Origin of the sequence: Rhodococcus sp. HNM0563 (assembly GCF_012726195.1) — a bacterium.
In the GTDB taxonomy this organism is placed as follows: Bacteria; Actinomycetota; Actinomycetes; order Mycobacteriales; family Mycobacteriaceae; genus Rhodococcus.
The window spans coordinates 23,430-44,431 of the sequence record NZ_JAASAF010000001.1 but is presented as its reverse complement, the minus strand read 5'-3'; the positions used below and the strand labels follow the sequence as shown (position 1 = coordinate 44,431).

33 protein-coding genes are annotated in these 21,002 nt (G+C 64.7%); 3 read left to right on the top strand and 30 right to left on the bottom strand.

What is annotated here, in order from left to right; genetic code table 11:
- The first annotated feature begins 115 nt into the window (after window positions 1–115).
- Window positions 116–1,717 carry a type VII secretion protein EccE gene (gene eccE, locus HCA61_RS00230; RefSeq protein ID WP_247274687.1) on the top strand — a complete coding sequence of 534 codons (1,602 nt, stop codon included), beginning with the start codon at window positions 116–118 and terminating at the stop codon, window positions 1,715–1,717.
- A 137-nt stretch (window positions 1,718–1,854) separates the two neighbouring features.
- Here eccE and HCA61_RS00225 read toward each other — a convergent pair whose 3' ends face one another.
- Window positions 1,855–2,442, bottom strand: a complete 588-nt coding sequence (locus HCA61_RS00225) for an NAD(P)H-dependent oxidoreductase (protein ID WP_169685567.1) — start codon at window positions 2,440–2,442, stop codon at window positions 1,855–1,857.
- 19 nt (window positions 2,443–2,461) lie between these two features.
- Window positions 2,462–3,043 (bottom strand): TetR/AcrR family transcriptional regulator, encoded by a 582-nt coding sequence (locus HCA61_RS00220; protein ID WP_169685565.1) that lies wholly within the window; start codon window positions 3,041–3,043, stop codon window positions 2,462–2,464.
- 70 nt (window positions 3,044–3,113) lie between these two features.
- Between HCA61_RS00220 and HCA61_RS00215 the strand changes: the two genes are divergently transcribed.
- On the top strand, window positions 3,114–4,256 hold the full coding sequence (locus HCA61_RS00215; protein ID WP_169685563.1) for an acyl-CoA dehydrogenase family protein: 1,143 nt from the start codon (window positions 3,114–3,116) through the stop codon (window positions 4,254–4,256).
- 423 nt (window positions 4,257–4,679) lie between these two features.
- On the opposite strand, the gene HCA61_RS00210 is transcribed toward HCA61_RS00215, so the two are convergent.
- The 9 genes from HCA61_RS00210 to infA form a co-directional block, all read right to left on the bottom strand.
- A complete protein-coding gene (locus tag HCA61_RS00210; RefSeq protein ID WP_240958876.1) occupies window positions 4,680–5,705 on the bottom strand; it encodes an alpha/beta hydrolase family protein in 1,026 nt (341 codons plus the stop codon).
- A gap of 11 nt (window positions 5,706–5,716) precedes the next feature.
- Complete coding sequence (truA, locus tag HCA61_RS00205; RefSeq protein WP_169685559.1) at window positions 5,717–6,625, bottom strand: tRNA pseudouridine(38-40) synthase TruA; 909 nt, start codon at window positions 6,623–6,625, stop codon at window positions 5,717–5,719.
- A 5-nt stretch (window positions 6,626–6,630) separates the two neighbouring features.
- On the bottom strand, window positions 6,631–7,191 hold the full coding sequence (gene rplQ / locus HCA61_RS00200) for a 50S ribosomal protein L17 (protein ID WP_169685556.1): 561 nt from the start codon (window positions 7,189–7,191) through the stop codon (window positions 6,631–6,633).
- A gap of 30 nt (window positions 7,192–7,221) precedes the next feature.
- Window positions 7,222–8,280: a DNA-directed RNA polymerase subunit alpha gene (locus HCA61_RS00195; protein ID WP_054715400.1), complete on the bottom strand. Its 1,059-nt coding sequence runs from the start codon at window positions 8,278–8,280 to the stop codon at window positions 7,222–7,224.
- A gap of 144 nt (window positions 8,281–8,424) precedes the next feature.
- Window positions 8,425–9,030 (bottom strand): 30S ribosomal protein S4, encoded by a 606-nt coding sequence (gene rpsD, locus HCA61_RS00190; RefSeq protein ID WP_054715397.1) that lies wholly within the window; start codon window positions 9,028–9,030, stop codon window positions 8,425–8,427.
- Window positions 9,031–9,057: 27 nt separating this feature from the next.
- On the bottom strand, window positions 9,058–9,471 hold the full coding sequence (gene rpsK / locus HCA61_RS00185; protein WP_169685554.1) for a 30S ribosomal protein S11: 414 nt from the start codon (window positions 9,469–9,471) through the stop codon (window positions 9,058–9,060).
- Complete coding sequence (gene rpsM / locus HCA61_RS00180; RefSeq protein ID WP_169685552.1) at window positions 9,471–9,839, bottom strand: 30S ribosomal protein S13; 369 nt, start codon at window positions 9,837–9,839, stop codon at window positions 9,471–9,473. Before rpsM ends, rpsK begins: the two co-directional genes overlap by 1 nt.
- Window positions 9,840–10,046: 207 nt before the next feature.
- Window positions 10,047–10,160 (bottom strand): 50S ribosomal protein L36, encoded by a 114-nt coding sequence (gene rpmJ / locus HCA61_RS26100; protein ID WP_003938068.1) that lies wholly within the window; start codon window positions 10,158–10,160, stop codon window positions 10,047–10,049.
- A 91-nt stretch (window positions 10,161–10,251) separates the two neighbouring features.
- Window positions 10,252–10,473 (bottom strand): translation initiation factor IF-1, encoded by a 222-nt coding sequence (gene infA, locus HCA61_RS00170; RefSeq protein WP_006554587.1) that lies wholly within the window; start codon window positions 10,471–10,473, stop codon window positions 10,252–10,254.
- 186 nt (window positions 10,474–10,659) lie between these two features.
- Here infA and dtd point away from each other — a divergent pair, with 186 nt between their 5' ends.
- The gene (gene dtd, locus HCA61_RS00165; RefSeq protein ID WP_169685550.1) at window positions 10,660–11,097 is read left to right on the top strand and encodes a D-aminoacyl-tRNA deacylase; all 438 of its coding nucleotides are present in this window, start codon (window positions 10,660–10,662) and stop codon (window positions 11,095–11,097) included.
- Here dtd and map read toward each other — a convergent pair whose 3' ends face one another.
- The 19 genes from map to rpsS form a co-directional block, all read right to left on the bottom strand.
- Window positions 11,098–11,895, bottom strand: a complete 798-nt coding sequence (gene map / locus HCA61_RS00160; protein ID WP_169685548.1) for a type I methionyl aminopeptidase — start codon at window positions 11,893–11,895, stop codon at window positions 11,098–11,100.
- A gap of 17 nt (window positions 11,896–11,912) precedes the next feature.
- Window positions 11,913–12,458, bottom strand: a complete 546-nt coding sequence (locus HCA61_RS00155) for an adenylate kinase (RefSeq protein WP_169685546.1) — start codon at window positions 12,456–12,458, stop codon at window positions 11,913–11,915.
- Window positions 12,455–13,768 (bottom strand): preprotein translocase subunit SecY, encoded by a 1,314-nt coding sequence (gene secY, locus HCA61_RS00150; RefSeq protein WP_169685544.1) that lies wholly within the window; start codon window positions 13,766–13,768, stop codon window positions 12,455–12,457. Before secY ends, HCA61_RS00155 begins: the two co-directional genes overlap by 4 nt.
- Window positions 13,769–14,020: 252 nt before the next feature.
- Window positions 14,021–14,464, bottom strand: a complete 444-nt coding sequence (gene rplO / locus HCA61_RS00145; protein ID WP_169685542.1) for a 50S ribosomal protein L15 — start codon at window positions 14,462–14,464, stop codon at window positions 14,021–14,023.
- 2 nt (window positions 14,465–14,466) lie between these two features.
- Window positions 14,467–14,646, bottom strand: coding sequence for a 50S ribosomal protein L30 (rpmD, locus tag HCA61_RS00140; RefSeq protein WP_054805962.1), 180 nt, complete (start codon window positions 14,644–14,646; stop codon window positions 14,467–14,469).
- A complete protein-coding gene (gene rpsE, locus HCA61_RS00135) occupies window positions 14,646–15,296 on the bottom strand; it encodes a 30S ribosomal protein S5 (RefSeq protein WP_169685540.1) in 651 nt (216 codons plus the stop codon). Before rpsE ends, rpmD begins: the two co-directional genes overlap by 1 nt.
- A 31-nt stretch (window positions 15,297–15,327) precedes the next feature.
- Entirely contained in the window at window positions 15,328–15,735 is a 408-nt protein-coding gene (gene rplR, locus HCA61_RS00130) for a 50S ribosomal protein L18 (RefSeq protein WP_054716703.1), read from the bottom strand.
- Between the two features lie 2 nt (window positions 15,736–15,737).
- On the bottom strand, window positions 15,738–16,277 hold the full coding sequence (gene rplF, locus HCA61_RS00125) for a 50S ribosomal protein L6 (RefSeq protein WP_169685538.1): 540 nt from the start codon (window positions 16,275–16,277) through the stop codon (window positions 15,738–15,740).
- A gap of 14 nt (window positions 16,278–16,291) precedes the next feature.
- Window positions 16,292–16,690 carry a 30S ribosomal protein S8 gene (gene rpsH / locus HCA61_RS00120; protein WP_054716682.1) on the bottom strand — a complete coding sequence of 133 codons (399 nt, stop codon included), beginning with the start codon at window positions 16,688–16,690 and terminating at the stop codon, window positions 16,292–16,294.
- Window positions 16,691–16,857: 167 nt separating this feature from the next.
- Window positions 16,858–17,043: a type Z 30S ribosomal protein S14 gene (locus HCA61_RS00115; RefSeq protein WP_169685536.1), complete on the bottom strand. Its 186-nt coding sequence runs from the start codon at window positions 17,041–17,043 to the stop codon at window positions 16,858–16,860.
- 4 nt (window positions 17,044–17,047) lie between these two features.
- Window positions 17,048–17,614: a 50S ribosomal protein L5 gene (gene rplE / locus HCA61_RS00110; protein WP_054716688.1), complete on the bottom strand. Its 567-nt coding sequence runs from the start codon at window positions 17,612–17,614 to the stop codon at window positions 17,048–17,050.
- Between the two features lies 1 nt (window position 17,615).
- Window positions 17,616–17,933, bottom strand: a complete 318-nt coding sequence (gene rplX, locus HCA61_RS00105; protein WP_169685534.1) for a 50S ribosomal protein L24 — start codon at window positions 17,931–17,933, stop codon at window positions 17,616–17,618.
- Window positions 17,933–18,301, bottom strand: a complete 369-nt coding sequence (rplN, locus tag HCA61_RS00100; RefSeq protein ID WP_003938082.1) for a 50S ribosomal protein L14 — start codon at window positions 18,299–18,301, stop codon at window positions 17,933–17,935. The genes rplX and rplN overlap by 1 nt, the downstream gene beginning before the upstream one ends.
- Before the next feature lie 297 nt (window positions 18,302–18,598).
- Window positions 18,599–18,883, bottom strand: a complete 285-nt coding sequence (rpsQ, locus tag HCA61_RS00095; RefSeq protein WP_054805954.1) for a 30S ribosomal protein S17 — start codon at window positions 18,881–18,883, stop codon at window positions 18,599–18,601.
- Window positions 18,880–19,116 (bottom strand): 50S ribosomal protein L29, encoded by a 237-nt coding sequence (gene rpmC, locus HCA61_RS00090; RefSeq protein ID WP_054716697.1) that lies wholly within the window; start codon window positions 19,114–19,116, stop codon window positions 18,880–18,882. Before rpmC ends, rpsQ begins: the two co-directional genes overlap by 4 nt.
- Window positions 19,116–19,532 (bottom strand): 50S ribosomal protein L16, encoded by a 417-nt coding sequence (rplP, locus tag HCA61_RS00085; protein ID WP_169685532.1) that lies wholly within the window; start codon window positions 19,530–19,532, stop codon window positions 19,116–19,118. Before rplP ends, rpmC begins: the two co-directional genes overlap by 1 nt.
- A gap of 4 nt (window positions 19,533–19,536) precedes the next feature.
- Window positions 19,537–20,328 carry a 30S ribosomal protein S3 gene (gene rpsC, locus HCA61_RS00080; protein WP_132471069.1) on the bottom strand — a complete coding sequence of 264 codons (792 nt, stop codon included), beginning with the start codon at window positions 20,326–20,328 and terminating at the stop codon, window positions 19,537–19,539.
- Complete coding sequence (rplV, locus tag HCA61_RS00075; protein ID WP_169685529.1) at window positions 20,328–20,720, bottom strand: 50S ribosomal protein L22; 393 nt, start codon at window positions 20,718–20,720, stop codon at window positions 20,328–20,330. The genes rpsC and rplV overlap by 1 nt, the downstream gene beginning before the upstream one ends.
- A complete protein-coding gene (rpsS, locus tag HCA61_RS00070) occupies window positions 20,717–20,998 on the bottom strand; it encodes a 30S ribosomal protein S19 (protein WP_169685527.1) in 282 nt (93 codons plus the stop codon). The genes rplV and rpsS overlap by 4 nt, the downstream gene beginning before the upstream one ends.
- Window positions 20,999–21,002: the final 4 nt, after the last annotated feature.

The window sequence follows — 21,002 nt, the reverse complement described above, 5'->3', positions numbered from 1 at the left end:
AACACAGTACAGTTGCACATCGGGAAGTTCGGGCGCGCACCCACAGGGCCGCCCGATCGGTGTCGGGGGGAGCGCTGTGGATCGAACTGTGTCCGAGGTCGTGCGGGAAAGATCCGTGTACGAACGGCCCCGCCTCATCTCACGGATCGTCATGGCGCAGTGCGCTGCACTCGTGGTCTGGATCGCAGTGGCCGTGTCGGGTGCGCCCCCATGGGCGGCAGCCGCCGCAGCGGCTGCCACCGCGGTTCTCATGCTTCTCCGGGTCCGCGGCCTCGGTGTGATCGACGCTGCGATGACGCTGTTGCGGTACAGATTTCCGAGAGCACACGCCTGCGCGGAGATCCGCGATGCAGCACAGCCGACCGGCCGGCCGATCGGTTTACGTTGGGACGGAACACAAGTAACTGCGGTCGTCGAGGTGCTCGCACCTGCTGGGGTCATCACACTGCTGGCACGAGATCGTGCCGACTCGTCGCTGACTCTGCCCTTGGGCGCGCTCTCCGGCTGCCTGCGCCGACACGACGTGACCCTCGACGGAATCGATGTCGTCGTCCACGGTCGACGCGTATTGGACGCGACGCCCGCGGGGCAGGTCTATGCGCAGCTGATCGGCCCCCTGCCTGCTGCCGCGATGCGCACGGTGTGGGTTGCACTACGCCTCGATGCGTCGACGTGTCGCGACGCCGTGGACCGGCGCGGCGGTGGCGCCCGAGGCGCGACCCGCACGATCACTGCGTCGGCCCGGCGAGTGGTGCGTGCGCTGAGCGATTCCGGCTGCGAGGCAAGGCTGCTGACCGCACAGGAGATCCGATCTGCTGCCCTCCGGATCACTCACGGCGCCGATCCGCTGACGGCAGAGGAGTCCTGGCGTCATGTCCGCCTTCCCACCGGCTACAGCACGGGTGGGGTACTCGATCCGCGGCGACTCGACGCGCGCACCCTGACCGAGATCTGGACCCACCCGTCACTGTCGTCGACGGTGACGGTGCGCATGCGCCCCGGGTCCTTCGGCACGACACGGGTCGGAGGCCTCGTCCGGTACACCACCCGCACCCACGAGGCACCGCTCGCCTCCGGTGTGCGCACCGTCCACGGGCGCGAGCGTGAAGTGCTGCTCGCATCCCTGCCGTATGCGGCGAACGGACTCGAGGACATCACCGATCTGCGCAGCGTCGGTCGTGGATCTCTCGACGAGTTGGCACTGCCCGTCGCGGGCTGCGGTCAGCTGATCGGCTCGGACGAGTCCGGACGAGCAGTCGCGGTACGCCTCACCGGCCCCGGAGTGGACTCGGTCCATGTGGCGGGCGAGTTGTATCTCGCGCAGCAGATCGTATTCCGCGCGGTGGCGGTCGGTGCGCGCGTGGTGATCCACACCGATCGCGCCGATGCCTGGCGCCCACTGCTGAACGGTGCCGCATCACCGGATCGACTGCGGATCGCCGGCGAGTATCCCGACGACCGCGAGTTCGACACCGTGGTCTTCGACGGAGTACGGCCGACCGGCAGGCGGCACCCCGGCACGATCCACGTGCATGCACACCCGGATCAGTGGCCCCGCGAATCTCCCACCATTGCCATCGAACAGCCGAACGGATTCGGCAATCGGATTGTGCTCACCACACATCGAAAGCGGATGACACTGACGCTCGTCACCATCGCGGCCGAGTCCGCCCACATCGGACGCCCCCGCACCATGGAGTCCGTCTCTTCGCGGTGAGCATCTTCGCGGTGAGCATCTTCGCGGTGAGCATCCGCGCACGGCATGGGTCGTCGATCCATGTGACGACGCTTCGAACACCGTTCCCGACCTCCTCCCGACCGTGAACGGCCGGGCTTGCGCCGACTACGGTGCGGTCAGCCCGGGTACGGGCGTGATCTCCGGCCACACCTGACTGCGTGCACCCACCACTCCAGCTGCCCGAGCATCCGCTCGGCGGCGTCGATGGCCGCACCATCGCGCGTCGTACCGTCTGCGTCGAAGGCGTGCTTGACGCGGTGGAAGCTCACGGACTCCCGCACCGGCACCATATGAACCTCCACGACGACCTGCCGTAACTGCTCGACCGCACGGAGCCCACCGGACAGCCCGCCATAGGACACGAATCCGACCGGCTTCGCGCGCCATTCATGCTTGACACTGTCGATGGCTGTCTTGAGCGCTGCCGGATAACCGTGGTTGTACTCGGAGGTGACCACGACGAATGCTTCCGCCGCATCGATCCGCCGCGTGAACGCCTCGACTTCGGATCCTCCCGAAAGCTCTTGGGGTAACGGCGTCCGAGCGAGATCGATGATGTCGATGTCGAACTCCTGAGCATCTACCGTCGAATAGCGTCTCGCCGCCTCGGCGAACCAGTTCGCGACGACAGGGGCGACCCTGCCCTCACGCACACTCGCCACGATGATCCCGAGCCGGATCGGTACCTGCAGCTTCTGGTCCATGCCCCGATCGTAAGGTGCCTCAGGTCGTCATACCGTGGGTCAGAAGCGCCGCGAGTTCGCGATAGGCCTGCGCGTCGTCGAGACCGGTCTGCTGCGCCACCTGCCGCTGCTGGATACGCACCATCACTGTGGCAATGACGTCGGCGACAAAGGCCGCGTGCACGTCGCGCAACTCGCGGGCATCGACGCCGTCCGAGATCAGTGCCCGGATCCGGCCGGCTGCGAGGCGGGTGTTGCGCTCGTACACCTCCCGCGCGACCGGTGTTGCGGCGATGTCCTCCATGAAGCGGGCCGATGCGGGTTCGAGCTGCCTGCCGACGGATTCGAGGTAGGTGCGGATGCGCGTCTCGGCTCCTGCGGCGTCCGCGATGTCGGCTTCGACACGCTCGGTTGCGCCGCGAAAGAAATGGACGGTGACGGCGTAGACGAGTCGGTCCTTGTTCTCGGCGAGGGCATAGAGTGTCGATTTCGAACACCGCAGACGAGTTGCAATGTCCTCGAGAGTGAAGTGCGCGAATCCTTCGGCCAGGAACAACTCGACAAGCTGGTCGAACAGTTGCGCCTGCCGTGCAGTGGTGCGCCGTACCCCTACTCTTGCCATACTCGATACAGTACTGCAGTATCACTCCTAGTACTATTTTGTGTATCCGTCTTCTGCGAGGAGTTCCGCCGTGCCCGTCGAGCGCCTGTTACCCACCCCCGAGGCCTACGACCTGATCGAGCTCACACGCGACGTCGCCGACAAAGTACTCGCACCCCGCGTCGTCGAACACGAACGCAACGAGACCTTCCCGGAAGGTGTGTTCCCCGCGCTCGGCGCAGCCGGACTGCTCAGCCTCCCCTACGCCGAAGAGTTCGGAGGCGGAAATCAGCCGTACGAGGTGTACCTCCAGGTTCTCGAGGAGCTCGGCGCACGGTGGGCAGCAGTCGCCGTCGCTGTGAGCGTGCACGGCCTGTCGTGCTTCGCAGTCGCGACGCACGGCACCGACGAGCAGAAATCCCAGTGGCTTCCCGACATGCTCGGTGGCGAGACCATCGGCGCCTACAGCCTGTCCGAACCGCAGGCCGGCTCCGATGCAGCGGCCCTGACCTGCCGGGCTCAGGCGACCCCAGGCGGATATCGAATCAACGGCTCGAAGGCGTGGATCACCAACGGCGGCAAAGCGGACTTCTACACCTTGTTCGCGCGGACGAGCGACACCGGCAGCAAGGGCATCTCCTGTTTTCTGGTGCCCGCCGGAACTGACGGCCTGACTTTCGGGAAGCCCGAGGAGAAGATGGGCCTGCATGCGATCCCGACCACCGCAGCCCATTACGACGATGCTTTCGTTCCCGCCGAGCGTCGCATCGGCGCCGAGGGGCAGGGCCTTCCCATTGCGTTCAGCGCTCTCGATTCAGGACGACTCGGCATCGCTGCCGTCGCGACCGGACTCGCTCAGGCCGCTCTCGACGAAGCAACCGCATACGCGAAGGAGCGGAAGGCCTTCGGCAAGGCGATCATCGACCATCAGGGTCTCGGTTTCGTTCTGGCCGACATGGCTGCCGCCGTCGACTCCGCGCGCGCAACCTACATCGATGCCGCTCGACGTAAGGACGCAGGTCTTCCCTATTCACGTCAGGCCTCGGTCGCAAAGCTGGTAGCCACGGACGCCGCGATGAAGGTTACGACCGACGCCGTACAGGTCCTCGGTGGGTACGGCTACACACGTGACTTTCCCGTCGAGCGGTTCATGCGCGACGCGAAGATCACCCAGATCTTCGAGGGCACGAACCAGATCCAGCGTCTCGTGATTGCCCGGTCACTGGCCGGCTGACCTGCGCCGTAGCCCCATCGGGCAGGAGTTCACGGAACGAGACAGCCCACCTCCCTCCAGATTTCGACGCAACCGAGGATTGATACCGCCAAGGTGGGGTATGTCTGTGGTGGGCGACCGAGGCCCTCACCCCCCATCGGGGGCCGAGGCCGCCCCCTCAGGTCCGAACCGGGCCGAGGCTCACCGAACGAAGGAGGAAACCATGGTTCTCGGATCACTCGGCGCCACCCTGCTCACTCTGCTCGCCGGCTTGGGCATCCTCCTCTGAGGGCTCACCACAACTCCTACGCGCTCGGGCAAGATAGTGTTCGCACGAGCAGACTTCGTCCTGCCCACCGGACCGTCCGGCGCACGGGCCCGCATTACGGGTGACAGCGGCGTGTCGCCTCGCACCCCGGGGGTGACACGCCGCAGATAGTGCGGTCAGGCGCTCATGGCCTCCGAGAGCAGGGGCCAGGATTCATGCAGCGCGTCTTCCCAATATCCCCACGTGTGGGTTCCCTCGGCGCGGGTCGAGTAGGTCGCCTCGATTCCGAGCCCATCCAGCTCGGTGCGCAGCCTGTCCGTGCACCTACTCACCGCGGTCTCGATCACCCCGAGCAGCGCTATGTCGGGTATGACTGCGGGTCCGTGTTCATCCCACGCGCGGGCTTCGTGCACGCCGGGTTGTCCCCCGCTCGACGACACGAACACTGCGGTTCCCCGCAGCCGCTCGGCATTGCGGATCACATCCCGCTCCACCCAGTACGGACCATCGATCGGTCCCCACATGTTCTCGACGTCACCACCGCCGAGGCCCACCACCATCTCGACATAGCGGCTGCCCTCGACCGTCGCAGTCTCGGCACAACCGCTGTACGATGCGACGGCCGCGTACAGATTCGGCGCATGCTCGGCGAGCGCGAGCGCCGATGTTGCCGACATGGACACACCCGCGATCGCATTTCGACCGCTCGCACCGAGGGCAGCGTCGACTATCGGCGGTGCTTCTTCGGTGAGGAATGTCGTCCACATGTTGCGACCCAGCTCCGGATCGTCTGCAAGCCAATCGGTGTAATAACTGAACGCACCGCCTACCGGCGTGACGACATTGACATCCTTGTCGCCGAAGAAATCCATGACATCGGTCTGTTTGCGCCAGGTGGCGTCGTCGACACCACCGCCGGCGCCGTTGAGCAGATACAGCACCGGACGCGCGGCGCTGGTGTCGGCGGGACGGATCACCTGAAGCTCGATCGTGCGCTCCATCGCTGCGGAGTAGACGAACAGAGACCAGTCACGGTCGGAACGCCGGTCCACACGCTCGAGTGTGGCGACACCGTATTCAGCGGTCCCGGTCTCCGTTGCGGGCGGGGTGTCGGCATGGACGGTGCCGGGCGCGGGGCCACCTGTCATCGCGACGACCGTGACCGCAACAGCCGCTGCGAACGCATACCGTGTTCCAGCCAAGGTCGTTCCCCTCATCCGCAGCAGCCACGGGCGATCGGCCCGCGCGTCTCCCGTGTCTCCGAATTGCGTGCAGCAAGATCCTCATCAGCAGGGTAGTCGACGCGAACGAGCGAGAGACCGTGCGCGGGAGCGACTGCGACAGAGGCAGCGCGTCGACGTTCGTCGAGGAGAGCGGTCATCCATTCGACCGAGCGGCGACCCTCTCCCACCGCCAGCGCCGCGCCGACGAGACTGCGAACCATCGACCAGCAGAACGCGTCGGCGCTCACATGCGCGGTGAGAATGTCGCCGGACCGGATCCAGTCGTAGCGCTGGAGTTCACGAACCGTGGTCGCGCCTTCGCGCCGCTTGCAGAATGCCGCGAAATCGTGAAGTCCCAACAATGACCGGGAGGCGCTCTGCATCGCACCGAGGTCGACGCTCTTCGGCCAGGAAACGGTGTCGCGGGCACGTAGCGGGTCGGCTCCGTACACGGCCGTTGTCACGCGGTATTCGTAATGACGGCGGACCGCGGAGAAACGCGCATCGAAATGTTCCGGCGCAACCGATATCCCCGTGACTCGGACATCGCGTGGGAGGAACCGCGCGAGACGACGGACCCAACGCGACGGGTCGTCGGGCAGCGCCTCGGTGGGCACGTCGACGTGGGCGACCTGCCCCCTCGCATGTACACCGGCATCGGTGCGTCCGGCCACGGTGAGAAGCACTGGTGCCCGCACGATGGCCGACAGCTTCTCTTCGATCTCACCGCACACGGTGCGGCGGCCGGGCTGACGGGCCCAACCCGAGAAATCGGTTCCGTCGTACGAGATGTCGAGCCGAAGGCGCGTGAGGTGCTCACCGGGGGTGTCCGATGCGACGAGCCCGCCGTCCCTGAACGGGGCGACGGGCTCGTTCGATTCAGCTGGTGCCGAAACCAAGTGGACTAGTCCTTCTTGGCCTCGTCCGCCTCGGTCGCGTCAGCGGCCGTTGCGGTGGTGTCTTCGATCGCCTCGACGACAGCATCGGCGTTCTCGACCTCGGCGTCGGTGGCGTCGGCCGTGGTGGCCTCCACCACGTTCTCCTCGGCAGCCGGTGCGGCCTGCGAAGCCGCCACACGCCGAGCGCGATCGGCTTCGGACGAGACCGTCTTCTCGCGCACGAGCTCGATGATCGCCATGGGCGCATTGTCGCCCTTGCGCGGCATCGTCTTGATGATGCGCGTGTAGCCGCCGTTGCGGTCCTCGAACGAGGGACCGATCTCCGCGAAGAGGGCGTGCACGACGTCCTTGTTGCGGATGACCTTCAGCACCTCACGACGCGAAGCCAGCGTGCCGGCCTTTGCGTGCGTGACGAGCTTCTCGGCGTACGGGCGCAGGGCCTTGGCCTTGGCCTCGGTGGTGGTGATGCGGCCGTGCTCGAAGAGCGCGGTGGCCAGGTTGGCGAAGATCGCCTTCTGGTGCGAGGCCGACCCGCCGAAGCGGGCGCCCTTCTTGGGCTTGGGCATGATTTTCTCCTAGTAACGGACCGTGAGCTGCTACAGCTGCTCGGTCTCGGCGTAGTCCTCGTTGCCGTCGGTGTCGCCGAACCCGGCGTCGGTGTCGCTCCAGGTACCGGTGGCGGCGTCATAGCCGGCAACACTGCTGGGATCGAAGGACGCGGGGCTGTCCTTCAGCGACAGGCCGAGCGAGTGCAGCTTGACCTTGACCTCGTCGATGGACTTCTGACCGAAGTTGCGGATGTCGAGCAGGTCGGATTCCGTGCGTGCCACCAGCTCGCCGACGGTGTGAACACCTTCGCGCTTCAGGCAGTTGTAGGACCGGACCGTCAGGTCCAGATCCTCGATCGGAAGTCCGAAGGAGGCGATGTGGTCGGCCTCGGCGGGCGAGGGACCGATCTCGATGCCTTCTGCTTCGACGTTCAGCTCACGAGCCAGACCGAAGAGCTCGACAAGAGTCTTGCCTGCCGACGCGAGTGCATCGCGTGCAGCGATCGAGTTCTTGGTCTCCACATCGAGGATCAGCCGATCGAAGTCGGTGCGCTGCTCGACGCGGGTGGCCTCCACCTTGTACGTCACCTTGAGCACCGGCGAGTAGATCGAGTCGACCGGGATACGGCCGATCTCGGCGCCGGATGCCTTGTTCTGGACGGCGGGGACGTAGCCGCGACCGCGCTCGACGACGAGCTCGACCTCCAGCTTGCCCTTGTCGTTCAGGGTGGCGATGTGCAGATCGGGATTGTGGATCTCGACACCGGCCGGCGGAACGATGTCCGCTGCGGTGACGACGCCCGGGCCCTGCTTACGGACGTACATGGTGACCGGCTCGTCCTCTTCCGAGCTGACCACGAGGCCCTTGAGATTCAGGATGATGTCGGTGACATCCTCCTTGACACCGGGAACCGTGGTGAACTCGTGGAGCACACCGTCGATGCGAATGCTGGTGACGGCGGCACCGGGGATCGAGGAGAGCAGGGTGCGACGAAGCGAGTTGCCGAGCGTGTAGCCGAAGCCGGGCTCGAGCGGCTCGATGACGAACTTCGACCGATTGTCGGCGAGGACCTCTTCGGTCAGAGTGGGTCGCTGCGAGATGAGCATGAGTTGCCTCCTTGTGGGCGTCCGCTATTTGACGCCCTAGTGGTGGTGTGGTGTCCTCCCGCCCGAGAAGGCAAGGAGGACACCACGGCACGAAGTGCCCGGTGGCCAGAGCACGAAGCTCCGACCACAGAGCACGAAGCGCTCTTACTTCGAGTAGTACTCGACGATGAGCTGTTCCTGCAGCGGGATCTCGATCTGCGCGCGCTCGGGCAGCTGGTGGACCAGCACCCGCAGACGCGGACCGACGACCTGCAGCCACGCGGCGACCGGGCGCTCGCCCTGGGTCTCACGCGCGATCTGGAACGGCAGCGTGCTCAGCGACTTCTCACGGACATCGATGATGTCGTACTGGGAGACGCGGTAGCTCGGGATGTCGACCTTCTTGCCGTTGACCAGGAAGTGTCCGTGGGACACCAGCTGGCGGGCCTGGCGGCGGGTGCGCGCGAGGCCGGCACGGTAGACGACGTTGTCCAGGCGCGACTCGAGGATGGTCAGCAGGACCTCACCGGTCTTACCCGGGCGGCTGGCTGCTTCCTCGTAGTAGCGACGGAACTGCTTCTCCATGATGCCGTAGGAGAAGCGTGCCTTCTGCTTCTCCTGCAGCTGGAGCAGGTACTCGCTCTCCTTGATCCGCGCGCGGCCGTGCTGGCCGGGCGGGTAGGGGCGACGCTCGAAGGCCTGGTCGCCTCCGACCAGGTCGACGCGGAGACGACGCGACTTACGGGTAACGGGACCGGTATAACGTGCCATGACTTAGAACCTTTTCCTTTCCCGTTGTTAGACGCGACGACGCTTGGGAGGGCGGCAGCCGTTGTGCGGCTGGGGCGTGACGTCGGAGATGGTGCCGACCTCGAGGCCTGCGGCCTGGAGGGAGCGGATCGCGGTCTCGCGGCCCGAACCCGGGCCCTTGACGAAGACGTCGACCTTCTTGACACCGTGCTCCTGCGCCTTGCGGGCAGCGTTCTCGGCGGCGAGCTGCGCGGCGAACGGAGTCGACTTGCGCGAGCCCTTGAAGCCGACGTGGCCCGAGGACGCCCAGGAGATCACGTTGCCCTGAGGATCCGTGATCGAGACGATGGTGTTGTTGAAGGTGCTCTTGATGTGAGCAGCGCCGTGCGGGACGTTCTTCTTGTCCCTGCGCCGTGCCTTCTGGGTCTTCTTCGGACCGGTGGTGCGTGACTTGGGAGGCATTACTTCTTCTTTCCTGCGACGGTGCGCTTCGGGCCCTTACGGGTACGAGCGTTGGTCTTGGTGCGCTGTCCACGCACGGGCAGACCACGACGGTGTCGCAGGCCCTGGTAGCAGCCGATCTCGATCTTGCGACGGATATCCGCCTGGACCTCGCGACGAAGGTCACCCTCGACCTTGTAGCTCTCCTCGATGTACTCGCGGAGCTTCGAGAGATCCTCGTCGGACAGATCCTTGCTGCGCAGGTCCGGGCTGACGCCGGTTGCCTCGAGGATCTCCTTGGAGCGGGTACGGCCGATGCCGTAGATGTAGGTCAGTGCGATCTCCATCCGCTTTTCGCGGGGAAGATCAACACCTGCGAGACGTGCCATGTGGCATTCCTATTCGGTGTGCGGAGGTCTGCTCCCAGCCCGTCCCCTGCGTAAGAAACTGTGTAGTGACAAACACAGTGGGGCCCCGGCCTCCGAACCGGGGGTATATCGCACAGCTCCGCGACGAATCGCGGATCGTAACCGTGCGACTGGTACTGGAAGGTCTTCTTGCTTGTTGCCAAGCAGATCTTCGCGAGGAAGGTGGATCTAGCCCTGACGCTGCTTGTGACGCAGGTTCTCGCAGATCACCATGACCCGACCGTTACGACGGATCACCTTGCACTTCTCGCAGATCTTCTTGACGCTAGGCTGAACCTTCACGTGCGTCCGATCTCCTGTATGTGCGCCTCCGGATACGGCGTAGCCCTTCCGGAGACATGTTTTTCCCCGACCGTCCGGCCGGGGAAGCCTGTTACTTGTAGCGGTAGACGATGCGTCCACGCGTGAGGTCGTAGGGCGAAAGCTCCACGACAACCCGGTCCTCGGGAAGGATACGAATGTAGTGCTGCCGCATCTTGCCGCTGATGTGGGCCAGCACCTTGTGGCCGTTCTCCAGCTCGATGCGGAACATCGCATTGGGAAGCGGTTCGATAACCCGACCCTCGACCTCGATTGCGCCGTCCTTCTTAGCCATATCCTCCGCGATCCGTTGTTCGACGTGTGGTTGCATCGGTATCCGATACCGTGACGCTCGGCATCCCCGGATCTCCTTTGCGAAGACCACGTCGACGCAGACCGACCGGAGCGCAGCGCGCACCACCGATCGATATTACGGGAACTTTCTCACCTGGCCAAATGGCAATGATGTAAGGAGGCACACGTGCGTGCGCTGATTCAACGGGTCACCACTGCATCCGTCACGGTCGACGGAGCGGAGGTCGCGCGGATCACGCCCCCGGACGGCGGTCACGGTCTGCTCGTCCTCGTCGGTGTCACCCACGACGACGACGCAGCGAAAGCCGCGACACTCGCACGCAAGGTCTGGTCGATGCGGATTCTCGAAGACGAGAAGTCTGCCTCGGACCTGCATGCTCCGCTGCTGGTCGTGAGCCAGTTCACCCTCATGGCGGATACCCGGAAGAGCAGACGTCCGTCGTGGTCGGCGGCAGCCCCCAGACCCGTGGCCGAACCCTTGATCGACGAGTTCATCTCGGCGCTGCGCACACTCGGTGCACATGTCGAATCCGGAGTGTTCGGTGCCCACATGGAAGTGAGCCTCGTCAACGACGGCCCGGTCACCCTGCTCGTCGAGGTGTGACTACTCCGCGCGAAGAGTCAGGATACGAGGACCGTCCTCGGTGACAGCCACGGTGTGCTCCCAGTGCGCCGCACGACTCCCGTCGGTGGTCACCACGGTCCACTCGTCGTCGAGGACGACGGTCTCGTGGGTGCCGAGGGTGAGCATCGGCTCGATCGCGAGCACCGAACCCACCACGAGCTGCGGACCCTTGCCGGGCTTGCCCTCGTTCGGGAGGAACGGGTCCATATGCATCTCGCGGCCGATGGCGTGCCCACCGTAGCCGTCCACGATGCCGTACGGACGACCGTGCAGACGTTCTGCGGCGTGTGTGCCCTTTTCGATCGCGTGGGATACGTCGGTGAGGCGGTTACCCGCGATCATCGCGGCGATACCCGCTTCCATCGACAGGCGCGTCGCGTCGCTGAGGTCGGAGTCGGCAGCGGACAACTCCCCCACCCCGAAGCTCCAGGCGGAATCGCCGTGCCATCCGTCGAGGATCGCTCCGCAGTCGATCGACACCAGGTCACCCTCGGCCAGGATCTCGTCTGCCGAAGGGATGCCGTGCACCACCCGGTCGTTGACCGACGAACAGATCGAGCCGGTGAAGCCGTGGTATCCCAGGAACGACGGAACGGCACCCGCATCACGGATCACCGCTTCCGCCACCCGGTCGAGTTCCAGGGTGCTCACGCCCGGCTTGGCCGCATCTCGTACCGCTACGAGCGCGGCGCCCACGATGGCACCAGCGGCCGCCATCGCGTCGAGCTCGCCGGAAGTGCGGAACGGAACCACTTTGCGCTTGCGCCCGAAACCCATACCGAAAATTCCTGTGTCTACTTGCCGAGCGCCGCGAGTGCGCGCGCGTTGATCTCGTCGACCTCGCCGACAGCGTCGACCGTGATGAGGACATCTGCATAGTGGTCGAGCAACGGCGCGGTCTCTTCCCGGTAGACCCGGAGACGGTTGCGGATGACGTCTTCGGTGTCATCGGCACGACCGCGAGCGAGCATGCGACCGACGACGACGTCCTCGTCGATGACGAACGACAGCACACCGTCGAGAGAAGTGGACAGGTTCTTCAGGATGTTGCCGAGTTCCTCGGCCTGCTCGACGCTACGAGGGAACCCGTCCAGAAGGAATCCGTTGGCGGCGTCGGGCTCTGCAAGCCGTTCGCGCACCATGTTGTTGGTGATCTCCGCGGGGACGAGATCTCCGGCATCGATGTACTTCTTGGCTTCCAAGCCGAGCGCGGTGCCCTGCCCGATATTGGCGCGGAAGAGATCGCCGGTCGAAATGGCGGGAACGCCGAGCTTCTCGGACAGGATTGCGGCCTGTGTGCCTTTGCCGGCACCGGGAGGACCGAGGAGTACAAGTCTCACTTGAGGAACCCTTCGTAGTTGCGCTGCATCAATTGACTTTCGATCTGCTTGACAGTGTCCAGCGCGACACTGACGAGAATGAGCACCGCTGCGCCGCCGAAGATGCTGCTGGCGGTCTGGCCGCCCGACAAGAAGAAGTTCGGAAGTACTGCGATGAGACCGAGGTAGATCGAGCCGGGAACCGTGATTCGGTTGAGCACGTAGCTGAGGTACTCGGCGGTGGGCCTGCCCGGCCGGATACCGGGGACGAAGCCGCCGTACTTCTTCATCTCGTCGGCGCGTTCTTCCGGATTGAACGTGATGGCGACGTAGAAGAACACGAAGAACACGATCAATCCGAAGTACAACGCGATGTAGACCGGGTTGTTCGGGTTGACGAGATATTCGTTGATGATGCGCTGCCACCAGCTCGGCTCGGGGTTGGTGGTCGCGCCGGTGAGCTGAGCGATCAGGTTGGGCAGATACAGCAACGACGACGCGAAGATCACCGGGATGATGCCGGCCTGGTTGACCTTCAGCGGCAGATAAGTCGACGAACCACCGTACATACGGCGGCCCACCATCCGCTTGGCGTACTGCACCGGGATACGACGTTGTCCCTGCTCGACGAAGACGACGCCGGTGATGAGAAGCAGCGCGACAACCAGCACGATCGCGAAGACGAGACCACCTCGGGATTCGAGGATCGTCCGGCCTTCGCTCGGCAGCGCGGACGCGATACCTGCGAAGATCAGGATCGACATGCCGTTGCCGACACCGCGTTCGGTGATCAGTTCGCCGAACCACATCACCACCGCGGCGCCCGCAGTCATGACGAGGACGATCACGACCATGCCGAAGACGCTGTCGTCGGCCAGGATCGGCTCGGAGCAGCCCTGCAGCAGCTGCCCTCGGGCGGCGAGCGCCACGATGCCGGTTGCCTGCAGGACGGCGAGCGCCACAGCCAGATAACGCGTGTACTGCGTCATCTTGGCCTGACCCGCCTGCCCCTCCTTGCGGAGTTCTTCGAATCTGGGGATCACGACGGTGAGCAGCTGCACGATGATGCTCGCGGTGATGAACGGCATGATGCCGATAGCGAACACCGACAGCTGAAGGAGGGCACCACCCGAGAACAGATTGATCAGGGAGTAGATGCCGGCCTGTTCACTGCCGGCGAGCTGGTCGACACACGCCTGGACGTTTCCGTAGTCGACGCCCGGGGACGGCACCGAGGCGCCGAGACGGTACAGAGCCACCAGCCCGAGGGCGATGAGGATCTTCCGCCTCAGGTCCGGTGTCCTGAGGGCCGAGACGAAGGCGGAAAGCAAGAATCCTCCTGGCAGGCCGATCGGGAGCGACAGGCCGGATGGGCCCGTCGGACAGTAGACAACTCTAGAACTCTAACAGTGCGCACCCCGACGGCCACCGGTCAGGATCATCCGCGGGACGACGAGGAGGCGCAACGCGCTGCAAGTACGTCACAAGCGTACGGCAGCACAGAGATACGCGAACGGCCGCGGCGCAGTCATCGACTGCACCGCGGCCGTTCGTCAGCCGTGATTCATACAGAATCGAACCGGTCAGGCCAGTTCGGTTGCAGTACCACCGGCAGCGGCGATCTTCTCCTTGGCGGAGCCGGAGAACTTGTTCGCGGACACCTGAACGGCAACCGCGATCTCGCCCTCGCCGAGGACCTTCACGAGCTGGTTCTTGCGAACCAGGCCCTTGGCAACGAGCTCGTCGACGCCGATCTGGCCACCCTCCGGGAAGACCCGGGCGATGTCGCTGACGTTGACGACCTGGTACTCGGTGCGGAATGCGTTCTTGAATCCCTTGAGCTTCGGCAGACGCATGTGCAGGGGCATCTGGCCACCCTCGAAGGCTGCCGAGACGTTCTTACGCGCCTTGGTGCCCTTCGTACCGCGACCAGCGGTCTTGCCCTTCGAACCCTCACCGCGTCCGACGCGGGTCTTGTCCGTCTTCGCGCCCGGAGCCGGGCGCAGGTGATGCAGCTTGATGGTCATTCTCAGACCTCCTCAACGGTCACGAGGTGACGCACCACGTTGATCAAGCCACGGTTCTGCGCGTTGTCCTCGCGGACCACCGACTGGCGGATCTTCCGCAGGCCGAGGGTGCGCAGGCTGTCACGCTGATTCTGCTTGGTACCGATGGTGCTCTTGATCTGGGTGATCTTCAGCTCTGCCATTACTTCACGCTCCCAGCAGCCAGTGCACGGGCGCGAAGCATGCCTGCGGGAGCGACGTCCTCGAGGGGAAGCCCGCGGCGAGCCGCAACTTCCTCCGGACGCTGCAGGCCCTTGAGAGCTGCAACCGTCGCGTGCACCACGTTGATGGCATTGTCGGAGCCGAGCGACTTCGACAGGATGTCGGAGATGCCCGCGCACTCCAGCACGGCGCGAACCGCGCCACCGGCGATCACACCGGTACCGGGGGAAGCCGGACGCAGCAGGACGACGCCTGCAGCAGCCTCACCCTGAACCGGGTGGGTGATGGTTCCGCCGATGAGCGGAACGCGGAAGAAGTTCTTGCGAGCTTCCTCGACACCCTTGGTGATGGCCGCGGGAACTTCCTTGGCCTTGCCGTAACCGACGCCGACCACACCGTTGCCGTCTCCGACGATCACCAGCGCGGTGAAGCTGAAGCGACGGCCGCCCTTGACGACCTTCGACACACGGTTGATCGAGACGACACGCTCGATGTGGTTCGACCGCTCGGCAGCGTTGCCACCGCGCGAGTCGCGATCGCGGCGGTCGCGACCACCACGGTTGTCCCCGGTGTTGGGGCCATTCTGTCCGGCGGGGCCGTTTCCGCCGTCACGCCGCTGACGTCCCGGCATCAGACGTTCCTTCCGTTCGAAAAGATGATCATCAGAACTTCAGCCCGCTCTCGCGCGCTGCGTCCGCGAGGGCCGCGATGCGGCCGCTGTAGGTGTGTCCACCGCGGTCGAAGACCACGGATTCCACGCCGGCAGCCTTCGCGCGCTCGGCGATCAGCTGGCCGACCTTGGCGCCACGCGCCTTCTTGTCGCCCTCGAGCGCACGCACGTCGGCCTCGATGGTCGACGCAGCGGCAACGGTCGTGCCGGTGAGGTCGTTGATGACCTGCACGTGCATGTGGCGCGACGAACGGTTGACGACGAGACGCGGACGCTCTGCCGTTCCGGCGATCTTCTTGCGGAGGCGGAAATGACGACGCGTCTTCGACAGCCGACGCGTGGTGGACGCATCCTTGCCGCGCGGGATCCGCTTGGCCTTCTGGTTCTCGGTCTGGCTCATGATCACTTACCCGTCTTTCCGACCTTGCGACGGACCTGCTCACCCTCGTAGCGGATGCCCTTGCCCTTGTACGGGTCGGACTTACGCAAACGGCGAATGTTGGCCGCGATCTGGCCGACCTGCTGCTTGTCGATACCCGCAATCGAGAACTTCGTGGGGGCCTCGACGGCAAAGGTGATGCCTTCGGGGGCCTCGATGAGCACCGGGTGGCTGTAGCCGAGCGAGAACTCGAGGTCCTTGCCCTTGAGCGCCACGCGGTAGCCGACGCCGAAGATCTCCATCTTGATGGTGTAACCCTCGGTCACACCGACGATGAGGTTCTGCACCAGGGTCCGCGACAGACCGTGCAGCGCACGGCTGCGACGCTCGTCGTTGGGGCGGTTGATGTTCAGTGCCCCGTCGTCGCCCTTGGCGATGGAGATGGGCTCAGCGATCGTCAGCGACAGGTTGCCCTTGGGGCCCTTCACTGCGACATTCTGGCCATCGATGTTCACCTCGACACCCGAGGGAACTGCAACGGGGAGTTTTCCGATTCGCGACATTGTGGTGGCCTCCCTTACCAGACGTAGGCGAGGACTTCCCCGCCTACTCCCTGCTTGGCCGCCTGGCGATCGGTGAGCAGACCGGACGACGTGGAGATGATCGCCACGCCGAGTCCGCCCAGGACCTTGGGCAGGTTGGTGGACTTCGCGTACACACGAAGGCCGGGCTTCGACACGCGTCGCACGCCGGCGAGGCTGCGCTCACGGGAAGGCCCGTACTTGAGGTCGACGACGAGGGTCTTGCCCACCTCGGCGTCCTCGGTGCGGTAGTCGGAGATGTAGCCCTCGCGCTTGAGGATCTCGGCGATGTTCACCTTGATCTTCGACGACGGGAGCTTCACCTCGTCGTGGAACGCCGTGTTGGCGTTACGCAGACGCGTCAAGAAGTCTGCGATGGGGTCGGTCATGGTCATGGTCTGACCTGTACACCTTTCTCGGAGCGGTTCCCATGCAACACCGGAAGAATCCGGTCGTGGGCCTGCAGCGAATTTGGTTTCAAATGCGAGCCGGCCCGAAATGAGCCGGCCCCTGACAGCGTGACGGTGGGCGGAGGCACGAGGTCTCCGCCCACCCGCTCACGTCACCAGGAGCTCTTGTGAACTCCCGGAAGCTCGCCTGCGTGTGCCATCTCACGGAGGCAGACGCGGCAGAGACCGAACTTGCGGAACACCGCGTGCGGGCGACCGCAACGCTGGCAGCGCGTGTAAGCGCGAACCGCAAACTTCGGCTTCTTGTTGGCCTTGTTGACCAGTGCCTTCTTAGCCATGGGCTCAGTTCTCCTTGAACGGGAAGCCGAGGTGCTTGAGCAGGGCACGGCCTTCTTCGTTGTTGGTAGCGGTGGTCACGACAGTGATGTCCATGCCGCGCGGGCGGTCGATCTTGTCCACGTCGATCTCGTGGAACATCGACTGCTCGTTCAGGCCGAACGTGTAGTTGCCGTTGCCATCGAACTGGTTGCCGTTCAGGCCACGGAAGTCGCGGATACGGGGAAGCGCGATGGACACGAGACGGTCCAGGAACTCCCACATGCGATCGCCGCGGAGCGTGACACGCGCACCGATGGGCATACCCTCGCGAAGCTTGAACTGCGCGATGGACTTACGGGCCTTGCGGATCTCCGGCTTCTGACCGGTGATCAACGCGAGGTCGTTGACCGCGCCGTTGATGAGCTTCGCGTCGCGGGCTGCGTCGCCGACACCCATGTTGACGACGACCTTCACGACGCCGGGGATCTGCATGACGTTCGCGTAGGCGAACTCCGCGTTCAGCGCGTCACGGATCTCCGCGCGGTAGCGGGTCTTCAGACGCGGCTGGATCTTGTTCTCGGTGGTGGTCATGTCAGATGTCCTTCCCGTTCTTCCGGGAAATCCGAACGCGCTTGCCGGTTTCCTCATCGGTCCGGTAGCCGACGCGAGTGGCGTTTCCGTCCGAGTCGACGACCGCAACGTTGGAAACGTGGATCGGGGCCTCCTGCGTCACGATGCCGCCCGAAGAGGCGCCACGCTCGTTGGCCGAGACCGCGGTGTGCTTCTTGATCCGGTTCACGCCCTCGACGAGGACACGGTTCTCGCGCGGGAAGGCAGCAATGACCTTGCCCTTCGCACCCTTGTCCTTACCCGAGATGACGAGCACGGTGTCGCCCTTGTGCACCTTCATCACAGCACCTCCGGAGCGAGCGAGACGATCTTCATGAACCGCTTGTCGCGAAGCTCGCGACCGACGGGTCCGAAGATGCGGGTGCCGCGCGGATCGTTGTCACCCTTGATGATGACTGCGGCGTTCTCATCGAACTTGATGTACGAGCCGTCCGGCCGGCGGCGCTCCTTGGCGGTGCGCACGATCACGGCCTTGACGACATCGCCACGCTTGACGTTGCCGCCGGGGATGGCGTCCTTGACGGTGGCGACAATGATGTCGCCGATACCGGCGTAGCGACGGGACGAACCACCGAGAACGCGGATGCAGAGAATCTCCTTGGCACCCGTGTTGTCGGCGACGCGCAGTCGCGACTCCTGCTGGATCACTTACGTCTCCTTGACCTGGATTGGTTTGTACGTCAGATTTCCGACCTGGACGTACGCGGTCGTCGGCTACTCACGGCGCACGTGTGCAAGACACACGGGTCCCGCGAAGCAACCCGTCCAGGGTAGGCCATATACCGTACCCCGGGCAAATTAGCGAACTGTGCGATCACTCCCATCCCGGATCCCGGTGGGACGCACGAAACTCCGCGTCTGCTTCCGCACTCCGAACACGACCTCGGCCCGGCGTCCGAAATGGACGCCGGGCCGAGGATTTTCGTCACACGAGGTGTGAGAGGACTACTTGGCCTTCTCGAGCACCTCGACCAGACGCCAGCGCTTCGACGCGGACAGCGGACGGGTCTCCATCAGCTGCACGCGGTCGCCGATGCCGGCGAGACCGTTCTCGTCGTGTGCCTTCACCTTGGTCGTACGGCGGATGATCTTGCCGTACAGCGGGTGCTTCACGCGATCCTCGAGCTCGACCACGATGGTCTTTTCCATCTTGTCCGAGACGACGTAGCCGATGCGGACCTTGCGGCTCGCGCGCTCTTCGTTCTGGGTCACTGCCTTTTCCTCACTCATGCCACGTCACCCGCATCCGGGCCGGTGGCCAGACCGAGCTCACGCTCGCGCAGAACCGTGTAGATACGAGCGATCTCGTTACGCACGGTGCGCAGTCGTCGGTTGTTGTCCAGCTGACCGGTAGCCATCTGGAAGCGGAGGTTGAACAGCTCTTCCTTGGACTCGCGAAGCTTCGAGGTCAACTCTTCCTCGGTGAGCTCGCGAAGTTCTGCGGCGGGGGTTTCGGTAGCCATCAGAACTGCTCCTCCCTCGTCACGATCCGGCACTTGCACGGGAGCTTGTGCATCGCGCGGCGCAGGGCCTCACGAGCAGTCTCCTCGTTCGGGTAGCTCATCTCGAACAGCACGCGACCGGGCTTGACGTTCGCGACCCACCACTCGGGCGAACCCTTACCGGAACCCATGCGGGTTTCGGCCGGCTTCTTGGTGAGCGGGCGATCCGGGAAGATGTTGATCCAGATCTTGCCGCCACGCTTGATGTGCCGGGTCATGGCGATACGAGCGGCTTCGATCTGCCGGTTCGTGATGTAGGCCGGCTCGAGAGCCTGGATGCCGTACTCGCCGAAGGCAACCTGGGTGCCGCCCTTGGCGTTACCCGAACGGCTCGGATGGTGCTGCTTGCGGTGTTTGACCCGCCGGGGGATCAACATTGCGTCAGCCCTCCTTGTTCTCTGCCGAAGCCGGGGCGTCGGCTGCCCGTCCCGCTTCGGTGCTCGTCGCGGTGGTGCCCGAGGCGCCGGAACGACGCGGGCGGCTCGGACGCTCACGACGCGGACGGTCGGCGGGAGCAGCTGCGGCAGCAGCGAGCTCGCGACGGCCACCGACGATGTCGCCCTTGTAGATCCAGACCTTCACGCCGATACGACCGAAGGTGGTCTTCGCCTCGTAGAGGCCGTAGTCGATGTCCGCGCGCAGCGTGTGCAGCGGGACGCGACCTTCGCGGTAGAACTCCGAACGCGACATCTCCGCGCCACCGAGGCGGCCCGAGCACTGCACGCGGATGCCCTTGACGTTGGGCTGACGCATGGCCGACTGAATGGCCTTGCGCATCGCCCGGCGGAACGCCACGCGGTTCGAGAGCTGCTCTGCGACGCCCTGCGCCACCAGCTGAGCCTCGGACTCGGCGTTCTTGACCTCGAGGATGTTGAGCTGAACCTGCTTGCCGGTCAGCTTCTCGAGCTCGGCACGGATGCGATCGGCCTCGGCGCCGCGGCGGCCGATGACGATGCCCGGACGCGCGGTGTGGATATCCACACGCACACGATCGCGGGTGCGCTCGATCTCGACCTTCGCGATGCCCGCACGCTCGAGGCCGGAGGCCAGGAACTTACGGATCGCGACGTCTTCCTTCACGTAGTCCGCGTACTGCTTGTCTGCGTACCAACGCGACTTCCAGTCGGTGGTGATGCCCAGACGGAAGCCGTGCGGGTTGATCTTCTGGCCCACTACTGAGCTCCCTTCCGGCGATTGCGAGACGAGTTCGAGCCGACGCTCTCCACGATCACGGTGATGTGGCTCGACCGCTTGCGGATACGGAACGCGCGACCCTGTGCACGCGGCTGGAACCGCTTGAGGGTTGCGCCCTCGTCCACGTACGCCGTCGCGATGACGAGCGTGCTGGGGTCGAGGTTCAGGTTGTTCTGTGCGTTCGCAGCTGCCGAGGCGATGACCTTGGCGACCGGCTCTGCAGCGGCCTGCGGCGCGAACTTCAGAATTGCGAGGGCTTCCTCGACAGACTTTCCGCGAACGATGTCGACGACGCGGCGCGCCTTCATCGGGGTCACGCGCACGTGGCGCGCAACAGCCCGAGCGCTCGGGTTTGTGGTTTCAGTACTCATCGACGCTTGCTCTTCCGGTCGTCCTTGATGTGGCCCTTGAACGTACGGGTCGGTGCGAATTCACCGAGCTTGTGGCCGACCATCGAATCCGAGACGAACACCGGAACGTGCTTGCGTCCGTCGTGGACTGCAAACGTGTGACCGATGAAATCGGGCAGGATCGTCGAGCGGCGCGACCAGGTCTTGATGACCTGCTTGGTGCCCTTTTCGTTCTGAGCGTCCACCTTGGCCAGGAGGTGGTCGTCGACGAACGGGCCTTTCTTGAGGCTGCGTGGCATTCTC

Excerpts from the sequence above, each read along its gene's own strand:
- HCA61_RS00225 (WP_169685567.1), bottom strand. The coding sequence starts at position 2,442 with ATGGACCAGAAGCTGCAGGTACCGATCCGGCTCGGGATCATCGTGGCG.
- HCA61_RS00220 (WP_169685565.1), bottom strand. The coding sequence starts at position 3,043 with ATGGCAAGAGTAGGGGTACGGCGCACCACTGCACGGCAGGCGCAACTG.
- rplQ (WP_169685556.1), bottom strand. The coding sequence starts at position 7,191 with ATGCCCAAGCCCAAGAAGGGCGCCCGCTTCGGCGGGTCGGCCTCGCAC.
- HCA61_RS00195 (WP_054715400.1), bottom strand. The coding sequence starts at position 8,280 with ATGCTCATCTCGCAGCGACCCACTCTGACCGAAGAGGTCCTCGCCGAC.
- rpsD (WP_054715397.1), bottom strand. The coding sequence starts at position 9,030 with ATGGCACGTTATACCGGTCCCGTTACCCGTAAGTCGCGTCGTCTCCGC.
- rpsK (WP_169685554.1), bottom strand. The coding sequence starts at position 9,471 with ATGCCTCCCAAGTCACGCACCACCGGTCCGAAGAAGACCCAGAAGGCA.
- rpsM (WP_169685552.1), bottom strand. The coding sequence starts at position 9,839 with ATGGCACGTCTCGCAGGTGTTGATCTTCCCCGCGAAAAGCGGATGGAG.
- infA (WP_006554587.1), bottom strand. The coding sequence starts at position 10,473 with ATGGCTAAGAAGGACGGCGCAATCGAGGTCGAGGGTCGGGTTATCGAA.
- map (WP_169685548.1), bottom strand. The coding sequence starts at position 11,895 with ATGGGTTTCGGGCGCAAGCGCAAAGTGGTTCCGTTCCGCACTTCCGGC.
- rplO (WP_169685542.1), bottom strand. The coding sequence starts at position 14,464 with ATGACCATCAAGCTGCATCACCTGCGCCCGGCTCCGGGCGCGAAGACG.
- rpmD (WP_054805962.1), bottom strand. The coding sequence starts at position 14,646 with ATGGCAGAGCTGAAGATCACCCAGATCAAGAGCACCATCGGTACCAAG.
- rpsE (WP_169685540.1), bottom strand. The coding sequence starts at position 15,296 with ATGCCGGGACGTCAGCGGCGTGACGGCGGAAACGGCCCCGCCGGACAG.
- rplR (WP_054716703.1), bottom strand. The coding sequence starts at position 15,735 with ATGAGCCAGACCGAGAACCAGAAGGCCAAGCGGATCCCGCGCGGCAAG.
- rplF (WP_169685538.1), bottom strand. The coding sequence starts at position 16,277 with ATGTCGCGAATCGGAAAACTCCCCGTTGCAGTTCCCTCGGGTGTCGAG.
- rpsH (WP_054716682.1), bottom strand. The coding sequence starts at position 16,690 with ATGACCATGACCGACCCCATCGCAGACTTCTTGACGCGTCTGCGTAAC.
- HCA61_RS00115 (WP_169685536.1), bottom strand. The coding sequence starts at position 17,043 with ATGGCTAAGAAGGCACTGGTCAACAAGGCCAACAAGAAGCCGAAGTTT.
- rplE (WP_054716688.1), bottom strand. The coding sequence starts at position 17,614 with ATGACCACCACCGAGAACAAGATCCAGCCGCGTCTGAAGACCCGCTAC.
- rplX (WP_169685534.1), bottom strand. The coding sequence starts at position 17,933 with ATGAAGGTGCACAAGGGCGACACCGTGCTCGTCATCTCGGGTAAGGAC.
- rpsQ (WP_054805954.1), bottom strand. The coding sequence starts at position 18,883 with ATGAGTGAGGAAAAGGCAGTGACCCAGAACGAAGAGCGCGCGAGCCGC.
- rpmC (WP_054716697.1), bottom strand. The coding sequence starts at position 19,116 with ATGGCTACCGAAACCCCCGCCGCAGAACTTCGCGAGCTCACCGAGGAA.
- rplP (WP_169685532.1), bottom strand. The coding sequence starts at position 19,532 with ATGTTGATCCCCCGGCGGGTCAAACACCGCAAGCAGCACCATCCGAGC.
- rplV (WP_169685529.1), bottom strand. The coding sequence starts at position 20,720 with ATGAGTACTGAAACCACAAACCCGAGCGCTCGGGCTGTTGCGCGCCAC.
- rpsS (WP_169685527.1), bottom strand. The coding sequence starts at position 20,998 with ATGCCACGCAGCCTCAAGAAAGGCCCGTTCGTCGACGACCACCTCCTG.